Origin of the sequence: Halobacterium sp. KA-6 (assembly GCF_021029015.1) — an archaeon.
GTDB lineage: Archaea > Halobacteriota > Halobacteria > Halobacteriales > Halobacteriaceae > Halobacterium.
The window spans coordinates 159,254-175,692 of sequence record NZ_JAJJZH010000004.1 but is presented as its reverse complement, the minus strand read 5'-3'; the positions used below and the strand labels follow the sequence as shown (position 1 = coordinate 175,692).

Annotated in this window: 12 protein-coding genes; 1 reads left to right on the top strand and 11 read right to left on the bottom strand. The window is 61.0% G+C overall.

The genetic code is table 11. From position 1 onward, the window contains the following. The first annotated feature begins 79 nt into the window (after nt 1–79). Entirely contained in the window at nt 80–1,792 is a 1,713-nt protein-coding gene (locus LPA46_RS10610; protein WP_211313275.1) for an L-lactate permease, read from the top strand. A 96-nt stretch (nt 1,793–1,888) separates the two neighbouring features. Here LPA46_RS10610 and LPA46_RS10605 read toward each other — a convergent pair whose 3' ends face one another. The 11 genes from LPA46_RS10605 to LPA46_RS10550 form a co-directional block, all read right to left on the bottom strand. After that, a complete protein-coding gene (locus LPA46_RS10605; RefSeq protein ID WP_330166332.1) occupies nt 1,889–2,950 on the bottom strand; it encodes a DUF7342 family protein in 1,062 nt (353 codons plus the stop codon). Between the two features lie 213 nt (nt 2,951–3,163). Further along, nucleotides 3,164–4,060, bottom strand: a complete 897-nt coding sequence (locus LPA46_RS10595; RefSeq protein ID WP_230892480.1) for a DNA-binding protein — start codon at nt 4,058–4,060, stop codon at nt 3,164–3,166. 601 nt (nt 4,061–4,661) lie between these two features. Next, nucleotides 4,662–5,192 carry a hypothetical protein gene (locus tag LPA46_RS10590; RefSeq protein WP_006183560.1) on the bottom strand — a complete coding sequence of 177 codons (531 nt, stop codon included), beginning with the start codon at nt 5,190–5,192 and terminating at the stop codon, nt 4,662–4,664. A gap of 9 nt (nt 5,193–5,201) precedes the next feature. After that, nucleotides 5,202–5,909, bottom strand: a complete 708-nt coding sequence (locus LPA46_RS10585; RefSeq protein ID WP_006183561.1) for a DUF7437 domain-containing protein — start codon at nt 5,907–5,909, stop codon at nt 5,202–5,204. A gap of 105 nt (nt 5,910–6,014) precedes the next feature. Continuing rightward, complete coding sequence (locus LPA46_RS10580; protein ID WP_230892479.1) at nt 6,015–6,338, bottom strand: DUF7558 family protein; 324 nt, start codon at nt 6,336–6,338, stop codon at nt 6,015–6,017. Continuing rightward, entirely contained in the window at nt 6,338–6,622 is a 285-nt protein-coding gene (locus tag LPA46_RS10575) for a hypothetical protein (protein WP_006183563.1), read from the bottom strand. Before LPA46_RS10575 ends, LPA46_RS10580 begins: the two co-directional genes overlap by 1 nt. 148 nt (nt 6,623–6,770) lie before the next feature. Next, on the bottom strand, nt 6,771–7,235 hold the full coding sequence (locus tag LPA46_RS10570) for a hypothetical protein (protein WP_230892478.1): 465 nt from the start codon (nt 7,233–7,235) through the stop codon (nt 6,771–6,773). Between the two features lie 73 nt (nt 7,236–7,308). Beyond that, complete coding sequence (locus LPA46_RS10565; protein WP_442908239.1) at nt 7,309–8,562, bottom strand: phage NrS-1 polymerase family protein; 1,254 nt, start codon at nt 8,560–8,562, stop codon at nt 7,309–7,311. Between the two features lie 357 nt (nt 8,563–8,919). Beyond that, nucleotides 8,920–12,009, bottom strand: coding sequence for a TraM recognition domain-containing protein (locus tag LPA46_RS10560; protein WP_230892476.1), 3,090 nt, complete (start codon nt 12,007–12,009; stop codon nt 8,920–8,922). Next, a complete protein-coding gene (locus LPA46_RS10555) occupies nt 11,969–13,096 on the bottom strand; it encodes a hypothetical protein (RefSeq protein WP_230892475.1) in 1,128 nt (375 codons plus the stop codon). The genes LPA46_RS10560 and LPA46_RS10555 overlap by 41 nt, the downstream gene beginning before the upstream one ends. Next, nucleotides 13,089–16,436 carry a VirB4 family type IV secretion system protein gene (locus tag LPA46_RS10550; protein WP_230892474.1) on the bottom strand — a complete coding sequence of 1,116 codons (3,348 nt, stop codon included), beginning with the start codon at nt 16,434–16,436 and terminating at the stop codon, nt 13,089–13,091. The genes LPA46_RS10555 and LPA46_RS10550 overlap by 8 nt, the downstream gene beginning before the upstream one ends. Nucleotides 16,437–16,439 lie beyond the last annotated feature (3 nt).

Sequence of the window (16,439 nt, the reverse complement as noted above, 5' to 3'; positions counted from 1 at the left end):
TCTGGGATATTATATCACGAGAAAGAAAGTTACAAATACGTGGTTATGCGACGACGAAACATAGCCGACATCCGTAACCATGTCAAATGTACTAACATTGGCGCTCGTCGGTGTGGTTCCGATCGGCGTCGCGTTCGTATTGCTCGCTGGACTCCGGTGGTCAGCGGCCCGCGCGATGGGGGTCGGATGGCTGCTCGCGGGCGGAATCGGACTCACGTACTGGAGTATGGAACCAAACTGGCTGCTGGCGTCCGCGATCTATGGTGCGCTGCAGGCCGTGGACATCATCCTTATCGTCTTCGGCGCCATCCTCCTGATGAACTACCTCGAAGGCAGCGGCGCCATCGCCACTATCAGGTGGTACTTCGGCCAGATCGAGGAGGACCGGCGCGTCCAGCTGCTGCTCGTCGGTCTCGGATTTATGACCATCATCGAGGGGGCGGCGGGGTTCGGTACCCCGGGTGCGCTCGCCGCACCGCTGTTTATCGGCCTCGGATTCCCCCCATTGGCCGCTGCGGTGTTCGGGCTCTACTTCAACGCCCCGAACCCGCCGTTCGGTGCCGCCGGCACGCCTGTCATCGGCGGCACCGGTGCCGTCATCAACCCAGCGCTGTCCGGGTCGGTGAGTGTATCCGAGTTCCTCTCGATGGTCTCTGCGTGGACTGGCGTCATCACGGGACTGACGTACGTGTTCTGGGGACTGCTCGGCGTGTTCTTCCTGACGTACTGGTTCGGGAGCGGTGACGGTGAACGCAGCATTGGAGCCGCCATGCGTAGTACTCTCCCCATCGCGCCGTTCGCGCTCGTACTCGGCGTCGTCACTGGTGGCACACAGCTGGTAATCGCGTGGTTCGTCGGGCCTGCACTCCCCGATATCGCCGCGGGGTTCGTGGTGCTCGGCATCGGTCTCCTGCTCGCAAACAACGATATCCTCATCCCTGATGACCAGTGGGATTTCCCCGAGGAATCGACATGGAGCGACACGTGGCTCGGCGGCCTCGATCTTGACGAGGTGTCCCGTGATCAACCCAAACAGGAGATGTCCGTGCTGTTGGCGTGGACACCGTATCTGCTCGTTGCGCTCGCACTGCTCGTCACGCGGTGGCCGGACCTCACCGTCGCCGGCGTCGCTGTCCTTGACTGGATCCAGAGTTTCTCCGTCGGTCTCGATTCGATCCTCGGTACTGAACTTGGATACACCCTTCAGTACCTCTATCTTCCCGGAACGATGCCGTTCATCCCCATCGCGATTCTCACTGGCTTCCTTCACAAGATGGACACCACACAGATGGGGGCAGCGTGGCGACGGTCGATCCAGCAGATCGCTCCGGCCGCCCTCACGCTCATTATCGCCGTCTCGATGACGCAGATAATGATTCAGTCGCAGACGAACACCGCCGATCTCCTCGGCATGATGGAGGCCCTCAGCCGTGCGCTCGCGATGGGCGCCGGCGGCCTACTCCCGCTCATCTCGCCGTGGATCGGCGCTATCGGCTCGTTTATGACGGGGAGCAACACGTCCTCGAACATCCTCTTCAGCGTACTCCAGTACAACGCCGCCGAGACGGTCGGCGTCTCCCGGGTGATCGCCGTCAGCCTGCAGAACGTCGGCGGCGGCCTTGGAAACATGGTCTCGGTGTTGAATGTGGCCGCTATCTGTGGTGTCGTTGGAATCACTGGGCGTGAAGGCGACCTCCTGCGGAAAGCGATCATCCCAATGGCGCTGTTCGCCGTATTCGCCGGCCTGTTCGGGATGCTACTGACGTACGTTCTGGTCCCCGGCCTGTTCTGACCCCGGTCGACAACGTACCGGGGCTCCGCTGCTTCCGGTATAGAAGCGAGATATACGAATAGATCGGTCCGTACTCGCCGGCGCGGTCGTCGTCGTTCATACGACGAGCTGGTGGCTGGCCTCATCGTAGGCGAGTGCGGCTTGCGCGACGGCGAGATTCTGCCGCGTCGTGCGCCATGCCGTGAGATCGTCCCAGCCCTCCGTCTCGTCGGCGTCGAGTTGCTGGGCAAGTTCCTCCGGTGACACCACGTCGTAGCGGTCCTCGTAGCGCCGGATCTCGGTCTTCATCTCCTTGATGCTGTCAAGCAACTCCGGCCGATCGACTTCCTCACGAAGCTCGCGGATCCGGGACATCAAGACCCGGTCGCTGTTTCGCTTGTACAGCGTTGTTTGGCCGTCCTGTTCCGTCTCGGCGAATCCAGAGTTCACGAGTGTCTTGCTGTGTCGACGTGCCGTCGGCTCGCTCACGAGAGCGCGGTCGGCGATCTCGGCCGCTGACTGCCCGTCGTGGGTCTGTTCGACGATTTCGTACACCCGCTCGAACGGCGTGGCGTCGTCTTTCCAGTCCGCTTTGACCTGCTCGTTGACGTCGTCCACTAACCGCGAGAGGCCGTTGCACCGGCAGGCCCCGTAGACGCTGGCCGCGGCGATGGCCTCGATGGATCTGCCACGAAGCAGATCCTCGTTCTGGGCGCTCCGGAAGAGCTGGCACGCCTGGTCACGGACCGAATCGGAGAGTTCGAGGGCACTTGCCAACCGACGTACTTCGCCCAGGCCATGGGCGAGATTCCGTTCCGCTTTCGACCGCCAGCGGCCCCGGGTCTGTTCACGGCGCATTCGCGCGAGTCGCCGTCGCTTCTGCCCAGAGATCTCGTTCCCGTTTGCGTCGGTACCGCGACCGATTTCCGTCGACAGGCCGCGATCGTGGCGGGCCGCAGTGAGTGGGGCGCCCGTTCGCTCGCGCTCCTCGTCGTCGTACGCCCGCCACTCCGGCCCGTGATCGATGCGCTGTTCGTCGATGACCAGGCCACAGTCCTCGCAGACCGTTTCGACCGCGTTCGTGGTGACTCGGCCGTCGCACTCGGGACACTGGTTCGCACTTGATTCCGTCTGTACATCTTCGTCGAACGTCGTCTCGTAGATCTCGCTGGTTGCCATGATACTCACGAGGGACATTACAATGAATCGCGTCTCTCAGAGCGCCCCTCACCCGTCAGGGGCAGATAAACACCGAGCGGTGCGGAGCCGGCGCAGTGCGATGCTGTGGCGAAAGCCCGGCGGCTGTGTGAGCCGCCCGGAACGTGGAGGTTGGGTGGGGCGGCGGGAAGCGGGTGAACGGGCATCAGCAAAAAAGAAGGCCGCGTTAGCTGACTACTCCCACCACTGGCCGCGCTCTGGGAACAGCACGGTGCTCCACCCGGTCAGGGCCACTGAGACGCGCCCCTGATACCAGTTCCGCGCCGCCCCGTGAATCCGCACACGCTCGCCTTCCTCCATCCAGGGTTGATTCGATTTCTCCCAGACGGTCACCTTCGTTCGTCCGCTCTCGTCCTCGATGAGTCCCACTTGGGCAATAGCCGGACTCGATGACTCCCAAAGCTGTGTAATTGTTCCCTCGATGCTCACCTCCTTTCGGTTCACGTCCTCAACCTTTTCTATCGGGATCACCTGTCCTGGCGCCGTCTGCAACTCCTCGAACACCCCGACGACCGCACTCATCATGTCTTTCCCCGTGACGACCGCCTCGGCCAGCCGCCGACTGATCGCCGCCCGCGACCATCCATCCAGCTTTTCGGCCAACCGCATCGATTGTTCGTTCACCGCTGCCAACTGCTCCTGTTCGAGTTCTGCACGCGGGTCAGCCCGTTCTGGGTCTGCCAGCGGGTCCACGCTCGCTCGCCGCTTCTGGAACTCTGCACGCCGCTCAGCGCTCCGTTTCGCCGCGATGTCTCGCGTTCGTTTTTCTCGCCCCTCTTGCGTCCCGAGTTCGGCCTGGGCACTGATGCGCTCCAGCTCAGCCTCTTGCGCCTTGATACGCTCTTCCTGTTCGAGGGTCTTCCCGAACATGTGATCCGGTCCTTCCTCGACTCGCGCGTCCGGATGGTTTGAATCGACTTTCGCCTGCACTTCCATGTCGACCGTCGCCTGGAACTCCGGGGTCTCATCGACGACTTCGAAACCGTCCTCATCGACTGTCGCTTCATCGTGTTTCTCGAATGCCTGTTCATCGACCGAAACTACTTCACTGGAGACGTTCTTACTTGACATTGGAACTCACTGGTTCCTGAAGGCGCTCACGCGTCCGACACCGCGATGCTGCTACATCGCGGATTTCTCTACGACGACAACGGCCAATAGACTCGTCTGCGCGCTCTCGCTCGCGCCTTCGCGAGCGCCCTCTTGGGCGCGAGCGAGAGCGCGCCCGAGGCGGCCAACCATCCAGCCGCGCGCGCCGACCCGCCCGGAGCGAGCGGCCAGCGCATTCCCCGTTCGCCGCGACGCAACCACTGTCCGTCGCGGTCGGCGGAGCCGAGGTCCGGAGGACCCGGACGGGTGAAGCGCTGGCGTCGAGACCATATTCATTTTAGCCCGGAACGGGCGCGGGCGGTGCAGAGAGCGCCCGCATGCCCGGAATGGTCGGTCGCGAGCGACGCGGAGGGCGGCAGCGGCGAGCGGGGCGAGCCGTTACGAATCACCTGTTCATCCACTCTCGACGCTCTGTGCTCCAGCCACTACCTGGTGGACTCAGAAAGGGCGAGGCCGCTTCGGTCGTCCCCCGACTCCGCAAGCACCGAGGGACGAGGCGCGCAGCGTGGGGCGTGGGATGCCGAGCGGCTGAGGGCTTTCGGAATGAGGGTCACTACTCGGTCTAGATCAGCCGCATCGAGTCGCCCGGGTCGTCGCCGATGATGTCCGCCAAGCCGTAGACCGTGATCGCGTCCGTGTACCCTTGCGCTCGAACGGCATTTTTGATGCCTTTCCTGGCGGGCTGATCGTCTGTGAGCACGACGACACCCGTTGTCGAGCGGTCTCTCACATACTGAATGACTAGGCCCGCAAGAATTGCGTCCGTCTTCTCGACCTCGTGCTCGGCTTTAGTCGTTTCACTCGCGATGGTCCGTCTGGCGATATCGCTTGCCGCGACAGCGTCCCCGTCCGTTGGTGATGGCGCATCGATGATCTCGGCCCATCCTTCGTCGAGCGCCGTCCGGACACGATCCGTCTCTGAGCCACCGAGTTCGCCGATCACGCGCCGGGGGAGTTTGCAGACGACGCCGGCGTGCTGGATGGCTCGGCGAAATCGTTGGTACTGCGGATTCGAGGGCTGGCCGATCGCGTAGAAGATGTTCGCGTCGACGAGGACGTCCTGGTCAGCGGATAATGGCGTGTCTCGACCCATCCGATGAACTCACCTATCGGGGTCCGACGAATCCGTCGGGGCACCAGCTATCTCGTCAAGATCGGGAAGATCCATCTCGTCATGCACATCCGGGAAGAGGTACTCGAAGAACGGATCGTGCTCCCGGCCGACGGCAAGCGCGGGTTTGAGCGCGTAGATGATCATCATCGCTTCCGTCTCGCGCACGTCGATGTCGCTGGCGACCATCCGCTGAGTCGTCTTCCCCGCGAAGTGGAGCCCGGCGCCGCGCAACGCAGCGATGAGCTTCCCGAGGCCGTACCGGTCCACGAAGTACTTGATGTCCTCATCGACCTCCTGGAGCCCGAGGGCGTGGAGGGCGGTCGGCGTGATGACGATCGGGACGTACTGCTCGACGATGATGATCGGGTCGGCGGTCAGCTGCTGGGGGCGTGTCGAGTCGTCGCGGTCGACGAGGCCGAGATCGACCAGTCGGTCGACGTACTCGTAGGCCGTCGATTTCGAGAGATCGAGCGCCTCCATAGCTTCCGGTGGGGTGACCGGGCCCCAGTAGCAGATGTAGATGTAGACGCGGGCGAGTGCTGGGCGGTTGAGCAGTTCCACGACTGTTTCGAGCCGGGGCGCGTTCTCGGCCAGCGTCTCCGGCTCGAGCGTGTCTTCGGTGAGGATGTCGATCGGTGGCGGGTCCAGCGTGTCGATTCCACCATCTGGGCGAATGTGCTCGTGATCAGGAGCCATAGGAGTTAGTCCGAAGTCCGTGTACTTCAGACTATCGGTGCGGCAAGTGACGTGCTACTGGCTTATGTGAACGGACGCTGAGGGACGCTCCACCGAGTTAACCGGCTACTCGACAACGTGTAACTCGAAATCTCGCGTCCAGTACGTCGCGGGCCCGCCGGGACTACATCGCCCACACAGCTGCAACGGCCCCTCGAGATGGCCGAGTTCCACCCGGAACCGCGTGAGCGCCGCGAGGGCGTCGACGACGAGGCCACACCCGTCGCAGGCGTGATGATCGCGCTCCTCGGGATCAGGCCGCTCTTGGAGCGCACAGTCGACGCAGATCGGGTGCGTCACCCGTTCGTCTTTCCCCCAGGTATGTGCCTCGCCCATCTCTGTATCGGGACGTGCATCGCAGAAGGCACACCCAGCAAGCGTCTGTTGCATCAGTCGTCCTCCGCGTCTCTGGCGGCCCGCCAGCCGCGATGGAACACGGCGAGCTGGGTGATCGAGTCGAAGGCCTCGCCGCTGGGGTCGTGAACCAGGACATGCTGGTCAGGGATCGGCCTCACCATATCGTCCTCGATGAGATCATTCACGAGACGGCGGGCACTCCGCTCGTCGATGTCTGCCGTCGCGACCCGGGCCGCATCCCGGTCCTGTGCAACAAGTTCGGTTTCAAGCCGCTCGTGATCGGCTGTCGTGTCGTCGAGGATATCGGATCCAGTCATGGGAACTCAACTATGGCACGCACTTCGAGCGCGCCTCACGCCTTCCGGCGCGGATAAACTCGCAGGCTGGAGAGAGCGGACAGGCAGGTGGCTGACTTGGACTCTCTATGATTAACCAACAATCGCTGAAGTCTCTCGCATTTGTTGGTTAACACTCCTCGCATCCTGAATCCGTTCGCAGTTGCTGCGTGGGCTTCACAACGAACGTATCGGGGTTGGTGGCCGGCTTGGCGTGGCTTCGATTCGTTGCCAGCGACTCGGAGCGTGAGAGCTGCCAGACCAGCTTGTCGCGGACCGCTTCACGCGTGATCTGCGTCTCGTCCCACCCGAGGCGCTCGTCGTACCGACGCTTGATGAACTGCTGGCCAGTCGCCTCGGCGGCGACGTACTGATCGATTTTAGCACCCCACGCGTTCGAGGACCGGTACTCGGCACCGACGTCCTCGTGGGTGAGCTCAACGAGGACACACTCGACGAACGCCACGATCGACTCGTCACGCCGGTCGTTGGGGACGTCGAGTCGAAGGTCGGCCCATGGCGCTGTCGCTGCGTCAGATTCGTCCGGGTGGGGGTCGATACGACGGATTGGGTCTCGCTGTCGCTCAGAATGCATGTGTTGTTCCGGGGCAGTTCGACAACCCCGTCACCCATAACGGGGTGAAAAACGCTCTATCGCGGTTACATCGTTATTCTGAACTGTCGCCGAATAATCGCCCCCATACGGAGTGAGTTGCTGACTCATCCTCACTCTCGTTCGCAGTCACGGCTTGCTCGTCTTGGGGTTGCTTGGGCTCTCGGTCGCGGGCAGCGAGTTCGTCGGTGAGCCGTTCAACCTCTGCTTCGAGGGTGTCGATCCGCTCGACTTTCTGTTCGAGCGTCGCTTCAAGTTCGTCGACGCGCTCGCTCAACAGTCGATTCTTTTCGGTCAGGTACGCGCGACTCCGCTCTGAATTGTCACGGGTGTCGACAGATGATTCGGCAGAGGTGGTGTCGCGGTCTTCGGTATCATCGCCGGTGTCCGGATCGTAGAACTCCGAGGTGTTCGCAATCGCTCGCTCGACGGTCTTCTCGCCGTACGTCGCCCCATCGGCGTAGTGGACCTCGTCCCACTTCTCGCGGTGAAGCCCTGACTGACGGAACAGCTGGTCCATCTGCGTCCGGTCGCCGCCGGTCCAGAACGCCAGCAGACAGCACAGCGCCATATCAGCCTCAGACTGGCTGTCGTAGCCACCCATATTCCCGTTCCAGAGCCGCTCGAACTTCTCACCGTTCGACGCGTTTCGCGCTTTCTCGAGGAGTTCCTCGTCCTCAAGGTCGACGTCGTCTGCATCATTCGTCGCTGATTGGCCGTCAGCGTCACCACGCTGCCTGGATTCGGGAGTCGTGTCACGCTCGATGTTCTGGACGTACTCGCGGTGAATCGCTATGAGCGCGTCCTGCCGGCGTGCAACGCGCGTGGGGGTCCGCTCGACGCGGTCGCCAGTGACGGTGAAAAAGCGTGCCGTGTCGTACAGTTCGACGCTCCCGCGACGGTTCCGCCCCTCGGGGAGTGTGCCGGTAATCAGGACGTGGTAGCCGGTGCCGGACGGCGACACCTCCGTGTAGGAGTCGAGTCGCTCGATGATGTCCCGCGCGGCATCGTCGACGTCGCCGGTCTCGGGATCGCGACAGTCGTCCAGATCGACGCCGACGATGGGGTCGTCGTCGGTGAACACGAACCCGATGCCGTCCGCATGCTCTGTCTCGGTGTACTCGAGTGCCGTCTCGACATCACTCCAGGTATCGGATTCCGTCGACGACGCGAACCCACCAGCCCCCGGCGTCACCGGAATCTTCGTCGGTTTTCCATCTCGCTCCTCTTCGCGCCAGCACACCCACTGCTCGCGCTCACGTACCCCCTCGGGGAGCCCCGAGACAGCAAGCGACGACTCAGACACCACCGATCCCCCTCGCGGTGAGCGTCCATCTGGACATCGTCCACTCACTATCACGATGTTGATAAACACCCAACCACCCGGTGGGCTGTTCGCTGTCCTGTCCAACGGGGGCATCCCGTTCTATACTAGTTGGTTTTGGCCTTCGATTTGCCCTGAACATTACTCCCGCACTGTGGTTTTCCCCTGAACAACCCTTGGATTCCTGGCCTGAACGGCTGCGCTGCCCTGAACAAACCCGATAAGGAACCCGAGATTGGTGGATAGAACGGATAACAAGGGATGATTGGGATAAGGGCGATGCAGCAAAGTGAGCCAGTCGGTGACCCGCGTGAATTGGATTCATAATTCTGAAAGGAGGAGTCATTCAAGGAGCTGTAATCCGTCTGTGGTCAGATCGATACCAGAGTAGACCGTCACCAAATCGTCGCCGTCTCTGACACGGTCATCCTCATACTCGATGACGTTCGAAAGCTTCCGACCGAACCAGCTCGCGTTTGTCCCATCGATGTCATGCTGGTCAGTCCACTTCGAGTACGCTTGAAACAGAGTCGCCTTCGGAACCTGCGCCCCATCAGCCTCTCTGATGTACATCGCCGCGAACGCCTCGATGCCGTCACTATCAGGTTCGATCTCCACTCCCTCTGCTGCTGATGAACCTGATCCAGCCGACGGGCCCGACTCCGCAGCCTCCCCTGAGTCTGGAGTTTGACTATGTTCACCGGTGCTATTGTCGAGCCATAGTTCCTCGTAGTCCGGTGATGCAGGCAGTTCGTGTGTGTCACCTTGCTGGAAGAGTGTGGGACTGCCGTCGTTTGGCAGTATCAGCACGAGGTAACTGTCGCGCGAATACTCCGCGTCTGGCAGGTCGACGTCAAGGAGGAACGGCCGTTTGATAGGTGTCCACTCCGCCTCGAACTCCTCGCTCGACTCGTACGTCCGCGTTTCGCCGGGTTGATGGACGGTGTACTGGCCGGATTCGCGGTCGTGGCTGTAGTAGGCTGGCACGTCATCTTTCGAGAGCGGGCCATCATCTGGAACGCGGGCGAACTCCGTCTCACCATCTGACAGCACACGCTCACCGTTCTTGCGTCTCCAGACTGTCCGATTCGTGTCGGACGTACAGGGTCGAACAGCGGTGACGCCACCGTGGGCTGTTGCACCACCGCCGAAGGTCACGACCTCGTCGCAGTTGTAGAACTGTTCGGTGCCGTCCGCCCGCTCTTGCAGCGGTACCGAGAGGATATTCTCGACCCGTGACGCCCACTCCGTCTCAGGATCACCGGGCCGAACAACAAAGATCGGGACGCGATCCGAATCGTGTGCTCGTTTGAGGTTCTGCAAGACTTTCGCGGGCCGATCCGGTGTCGTCGTCTCGGCCTCGATGTTGAACACGACGTCGTGATCTGGGTGCGTCGCGATGGCGTCGGGTTGCTCGCTGCCGTCCTGTTCCAAGATATCGACACTGAACCCGCGCTCGGTGAGTGCCCGCTCGGTCTCCACGAGCACCGCATCGTGGTCAGACCCGCCTGCCGACTCGACGTCGCCCGTCCCAGGTTGGACTTTTGCTTCGCCGGCTTCGGATAGCCGCGTCATGACATCGCCGTCCTGTAACTCGACGTCGATCAACCGCGATGCATCACGTATCTCCGGCAGATCGTCATCCGCGTAGTCGATGTCGGGATGGGCGTTCTCGAGGCGGACCAAGAGTTCCTCGTCGACGGCGGTAACATCCACCCAGCCGTTCGCTTCCCGCACGTCTTTCCGGATTTGGACAGCGCGAATCGCGTCGGCCATCGTCTCGGCCAGGATTTTCGTCGGATCCGCTGCTTCGTTGGCGTCGCTGTAGATGAGGTTCTGCATAATTTCCGCGTCAGTCAACGGGTCGGTTCCATACCGGTCCAAACTCGCTTCGATGATCTCGTCGACTGCATCCGATGACCGTAGCGGAGGATACGGTGGGAACGTCCGGAGGAGAACCGGTTCGGAGTACCGGCCGCCATCCAGTGGGAGTTTCGTCCAGGCCTGGTACTGGTCGGTCGAGATGAGGTCTTCGGCAGTGTAGTCACGGAATCGCTTCATCAAGAGCTGGGCGTCGTCGACATCGTTCACGGAGAAGGCGATGAGGTTGTCGCAGTTGTTCTGCATCGCCTTGCGCGTGTCCTCACCGAACTGCGAGGGGTACTGAGAGGAGAGGGTTACGGAGAGTCGCATCGACCGGGCGCGAGCGAGCATCGACTCGATGTCGAGGTTTTCGCTCGCGATGTCGTCGAACTCGTCACAGAGCACGAAGTAGGGGTCTGGATCGGTATCGTGTTCGTAGGAGCGTTGTTGGATGGCGCTCCAGAGGTTTCGCATCACGCCGAGTGTGACCATCTTCTTGATGTCCGTGTTCTCGACGGGCGTCCGGACGATGACGATCCGGTCGTTGTCGATAATGTCGCGGAAGTCAATAGTGCTCTCGCGATGGGAGATGATCCGCCGGATGACCGAGTTTTCGACCCACGACTTGATGCGCTTGAGCAGCGGGCGGACCGTCTCGTCGTCCATTCGCGCGATTTCGAGGCAGAATTCCCTGACATAGGGATCTTCGACATCATGGGCGAACTCTTCGCGGCGCTCGGCGTGTAACAGCGTGAAGTACATATCGATCACCGAGAACGGTTGGTCAGACTGCATCATTGCCCGGCCCATCGATTCGGTGATCGACTCCATGTTGATTCCCCAGTACTCGTCCGTATCGAAGATCGCTTTCAGGTTCTCGATGCGATTCTCGATCTCGTTCTCACGCTCCTCCTCGGTCTCGCAGTCGGGGACTTCGAGGAAGTTCAGCCCGACCGTCTTGTCGTGCTCGGATGAACCAGGTTCGATCCAGACGACGTCATCGAGCCGGTCCTCGGGCAGCATCCGCAGGAGTTCGCGTGAGTCGCGGCCTTTCGGGTCGAAGTAGACGAACCCATACCCTGAATACGCCCACTGGACCATCATGTTCAGCAACTCTGTGGTCTTCCCGTAGCCGGTGGTTCCCGTAATCCAGATGTGCCGGAAGAGCGACTCGAAGCGGAGCGGGGCTTCACGGAACCCTCGTTGGGCATCCTCATCGTACCCAATCCAGAGTGGTGATGGAGCTGTATCGACGCCTGATTCGAGCATCTCGCGGATGTGTGGGCCGGCAACGGTACCCTCGTTTAGCGTTTCAGTGATGACAGGCTTACTCCCTACGTAGTCCGTGTCTTGCTCGGTGATATCGTACGCTTCGCCAAGCAGTGACTGTTGATTCGGACTTGTATCAGCCATCGTACCTGCGTCAACCTCGAGGCTTCCGTCAGTCCCCTCCTCCCGTGGCGTGTCGTCGCTCTCTGATGTGGCATCCGAGGTAGCGTCTTGGTTGTCGTCGCGACCAAAGAATCGGTCAAACACTATCCTGTCCTCCCTGTCTGTCCGGTCGCTCATCAGTCCACCTTCTGGTCCCAGATTGCTCGTACTGGTCCGTATCGGCGGGAACGCGGTCGCCGCGCTGGGTGTAGCGCCAGTCGATGTTCGGCGTCTCAATCTCGTTGTTCGGGATGTGGGCAACGCCAGCAAGTTCGTCGACGGTCATAATCATGCGACGGTCAGTCCATTCGCGGTTAGCCATTTTGTCGACGTGCTGCCGGAGCTGGTTCGCACGCTTGCCGTCCTTGCGATGCCATACTGGCGTATCGTTGAGGCCCTGCTCAGTAATTGCATTATAGTATTTTCTGAACATTCCGGCGACACCGCGGGCACGGGACTCGGCTTCGTCTTTGTCCGTGGACGCTGCGAGAACGCGGATGTTGACGTGGAACGCCTGCTGGCCGCGCTGCTGTTCGATGGTTTTGGCGGCCTGCTTGTCCTTTTCGCTCGCTGGCCGCGTGCGGGGATTCAACCAGCCCACAGAGGTTCCCTGGCGGAGAGCGTGGGCAAGGTCGTCGACGCTGTTGTGCTTGAACCGGTCGCCGTCAGTCCAGGACTGCTTCGCGGGACGGAAAACAACCTGCGTGATGACTGTGCTGTCGTCGAGTGAGAGCATCTCGCTCGTGATTTCGCCGTACGGGTCGTTCGCCCATTCGTCGCTGTTGTGGTGGCGAATCGGGTAGTACGGGAGTTTCTCCATTTCGAGCCACGCACCAGCGACGTACTCGCCAGGATCGATCACGGGGAATGCATTCCCGCTTTCGACAGGGAACACCTCACTGTTGGCGTAGTTGTTTCCGACACGGCGACGGAACTTGTCGGCAGCAGCCTCGGTCGCAGCGTGCACGTAGAACTTGATCTTGCCCTCGTCGAACCAGACCTCGAAGGAATGGTGGTCGCTCGTGTTCTTCCCCCAATAGTTCGTCGTCACGTCGTGGACAGACTGGAGCAGTCCGGCGCCATCGACGACTCCCTGATTTTCTTTGAACGGGCGAATCCTGAGCAAGATACCCGGCGCACTCTCTGGGTGCTGGACGAACGGCTCTTCGAATTCCAACTGTGTGGCGTCGTACTGCGGGTTGCCGCCCAGGAGTTGCCTAAACATCGTCAGTACCCTCCTCATCGGACTGGACAGCGTCGTCTCCGTCGTCAGTGAATGCGGATGCCTCCACCGTGTCGTTCTGCCGTGCGTTCGCGACGACCGCATCGACGATCTCGTCCTCGGTGAACCCCTCATCAAGAATGCGAGTGGCCTCTTCCTCGCAGAGGTCGTAGCGGTTGGTGAGCGCGTTCATCTGCGCCTGATCCTCCACGAAGCCCTCGAAGTCGACAAGATCCTCGGGCTCGGCACTAATCGCCTGCTGGATGAACGCGCGGTCGTTGGGTTCGTAGTCAATGACGCGCTTCTCGAACTCGTCAGCGACGACGTGCAGCGGGTATGTTCCGTGTTCTTCGACGCGAACGAGCGCCTGACTGTAGCCAAGGTCCTCCTTGCCTGCGTCGGCCCCGCGAATATACTGGCGCTGCTCACGCGTCAATCCAATCTTGTCGGCCGTCTCGTCATCCAAATCGGGTAGTTTGTGGAAAACCTTGATGGGGCACATGCCGAGAATTTTCTCGGCCTGGTCAGTCTCGTAGAACTCTTGGGCAGTCTGGGACAGCAGCACCATCCGCAGACCGGCGTGGCGCTGGTGCCGGAACGCCGTTTCGAGGAAATCAAGATTTGCCTGATCCTCGAAGAGGTAGTGCGCCTCGTCGATAGCGAGCTCGACGTTGCGGTCAGTCTTCTTCGCTTGCTGGTAGACCGTAGACAACAGCAACTGCATCAAGAATGTCTGGCGGTCGATCCCCGACGCACTCCCCTCGATCTGCCCGAGGTCGATATAGACGACCTTGTTGTCGCCCTCGAGGATATCGACCTCCGAGCGCTCCGCGAGATTGTCGTACGATCCGCCCTCACGGAAGGGCTGGAATGCGATCGCCAACTCGTCAGCGTACTCTGCGGCGCGTTCACGAGCAGAGTCGGACGCAGCGATGTTGTGCTCGTCCGGGTTCTCCGCGACATCAGCGAGAATTCGATGGACGTCGGTCATCGTCGGCGAGTTCTCGGGCGTGTGCGTCGAGATGTCGTCTTCGACGACACCGGCCTGCCGGTACGCCTCGTCGATGACGTACGAGAGCACACCCGTTTCGGTTCCGAGATTGATATCGCGAGCGGTCAGGAAGTTTTCGAGCACAGCGTACACCTCGTCTTTCTTCGCGGACAGCGGTGAGATGCCGTCCTCGGCGTTGAGAACTTCCTGTGGTGTCTCGCGTATCTCCAGAGGATTCAGCTGGGTGTCGCCACCCACCGTGATCGTCTTCGCGTCCAGAGCGTCAGCGATGCCTTTGAACCCGCCGACCGGGTCAATCATGACGAGCATCGTCTCCTGCTGGCGCTTCATCATCCGCAAGTGGCGCATGATGTCGCCGAACGTCTTCCCCGCACCGGGCATCCCGACGACGAGTTCACTGTGGCCGGTTTCGAGTTCCCACGGATTAATTTGGACCGGTGAGCCGTTATGTCCGTGGTAGCCGTACTCAACACCCTCCTCCATCATCATGTAGTTCGAACTGAACGGGAACATCGCGCCGACTGCCTGGTTCGTTAGCGTCGACATCCGGTCGCGACCAAGTTCATTCCGACCGAGGGGTGAGACTGTCGCAAGCCCCTTCTCCTGCCAGCGGTTCGCTACTTTGAGCGTACAGTTCGCGGGAGCGTCCTTGACAATCGAGCGCAGGCGCGTCGACTGGTTGTCTAGTTCCTGCTTGCTCTCGGCGGATAGTCGGATGAACACGCCGCCACGGTAGAACGACGCTTTGTTCGCGCGGACAAGCGACCGCATGAACTTCCCACGGTCAATATCGTCCTGGAGATCCTCGGCTTTGAGGCTGTTCGAGTCGTGCTGGTTGACCTTCAAGTCCGATATCCAGTCGGCCATCATGTCCTCGGCCGACTGATTGTCGAACGGGTCGAGATGGATGCTAATGTCCGTCTGCAGTTCGGTCTCTAGCAGCAATCGCTCGAGCATCCCGTCAGCAGGTTCCTCCGGGAACTGCTCAATCCAGAACGTCCGAACGTATGTCTCGTCGTTGATGACGGCGTAGGTTGTTTCCCAGTCGACTGTCGACGGCGCGATAATCGATTGGTGGATCGTCGACGTGTCATCGAGACGGTCCTCATAGTCGACGTCCGCCTCGTCGTCCGTCTCTGCGGCCTCACTGTCTTCACTGCCAAGGTCATCGACAACGACGTCCGACTCGTCGCTCCCTTGGTCGTGACCGTTGGTCGAAGGACTATGCCTGCTGTACTGACTATCGTCCATCGCGTCGACAACGTCGTTTGGGTCGGGCGTTGACGGCACGTCGTCGCTAATGCCGTGTGAAACGACCGGGAACGTACCGATTGCGTCAGTGATGTCGCCGTACTCCTCAGTGCGTCCGGTCCAGTATTCTTTGGTTACACGGGTGAGGTCGTAGGCGTCGACCGGGCTGACCGAACAGCGGTACAGCGAGGACCCACCGCGGCGGATCTGTCCAAGTCGGGATTCCAGCTTGTCTTCTTTGAGACGGTCGCGTTCGGCCTCGGGGAAACCATCGGGCTGGAATCGGCCAAACACGTGCCCCACGACAGGGATGTCGGCGAGGTAGGCGAGGACGCTATCACCGGTTTCGTCGAGCTGGTCGACATCAGCGTCGCGAACGGCGGTGATGATGTAGTATTCTCGGATGGTCGTGCTTTCGGAGTCGATATCGCCGTTCTTGTCGGTGTTGGTGGTGATATACTCTTCGAGCAATCGCTTGAGCACGGGTCGCGAGCGGACGTCAGCGTCACCGAGGCGACGCTGGTGATCGCGGACGGTGTCGTCCTGGTCGACCTCCCGGCTAGTGATATAGAACTTCACGGGGAAGTCGATGGTCGCATTGACGAATTCCGAGAGCGAGTCCACGGCTTTCGCCCACGCCTCGCCATCCTCGAGGGCCATGTTCGCTGGCTCGACTTTCATTGCGCCGACGAGCGCGCCGTCCGACCGCTCGATAGCGTGCGGAAAGACCTGCCCAACGCGGGTCAGGGAACGGACCTCGCGATTGTCCTCACCGTGAGTGTACTCTTTGTTCTTGACTGCCCAGCCGAGGCGGGCGGCCAGCCACTCGGTGAGCCACAGGTAGGAGGGCTTCACTTTGTGGAGTAATCCCAGGAGGAGTCCGAGCATGATGCCGAACCCGAGGATTGGGATCGTAAAGGTCGCCGGGACGAAGGCTGCACCGACGAGCGTGACGAACGCCACGCCGACGAACAGCATGATCTCGCCGATGGTGTACCCCCGGAAGAACGCGGTCGTCCCGCCGAGAGACTGATGAATCCGTCGTGCGCTATACTCGTGATCGTCAGTGTTTGTACTCATGAA

What these genes read in the sequence shown, in the direction of transcription:
- LPA46_RS10570 (WP_230892478.1), bottom strand. Translation starts at nt 7,235, where the DNA reads ATGCATTCTGAGCGACAGCGAGACCCAATCCGTCGTATCGACCCCCAC.
- LPA46_RS10555 (WP_230892475.1), bottom strand. Translation starts at nt 13,096, where the DNA reads ATGTTTAGGCAACTCCTGGGCGGCAACCCGCAGTACGACGCCACACAG.
- LPA46_RS10580 (WP_230892479.1), bottom strand. Translation starts at nt 6,338, where the DNA reads ATGCAACAGACGCTTGCTGGGTGTGCCTTCTGCGATGCACGTCCCGAT.
- LPA46_RS10610 (WP_211313275.1), top strand. Translation starts at nt 80, where the DNA reads ATGTCAAATGTACTAACATTGGCGCTCGTCGGTGTGGTTCCGATCGGC.
- LPA46_RS10575 (WP_006183563.1), bottom strand. Translation starts at nt 6,622, where the DNA reads ATGACTGGATCCGATATCCTCGACGACACGACAGCCGATCACGAGCGG.
- LPA46_RS10595 (WP_230892480.1), bottom strand. Translation starts at nt 4,060, where the DNA reads ATGTCAAGTAAGAACGTCTCCAGTGAAGTAGTTTCGGTCGATGAACAG.
- LPA46_RS10560 (WP_230892476.1), bottom strand. Translation starts at nt 12,009, where the DNA reads ATGAGCGACCGGACAGACAGGGAGGACAGGATAGTGTTTGACCGATTC.
- LPA46_RS10590 (WP_006183560.1), bottom strand. Translation starts at nt 5,192, where the DNA reads ATGGGTCGAGACACGCCATTATCCGCTGACCAGGACGTCCTCGTCGAC.
- LPA46_RS10550 (WP_230892474.1), bottom strand. Translation starts at nt 16,436, where the DNA reads ATGAGTACAAACACTGACGATCACGAGTATAGCGCACGACGGATTCAT.
- LPA46_RS10605 (WP_330166332.1), bottom strand. Translation starts at nt 2,950, where the DNA reads ATGGCAACCAGCGAGATCTACGAGACGACGTTCGACGAAGATGTACAG.
- LPA46_RS10585 (WP_006183561.1), bottom strand. Translation starts at nt 5,909, where the DNA reads ATGGCTCCTGATCACGAGCACATTCGCCCAGATGGTGGAATCGACACG.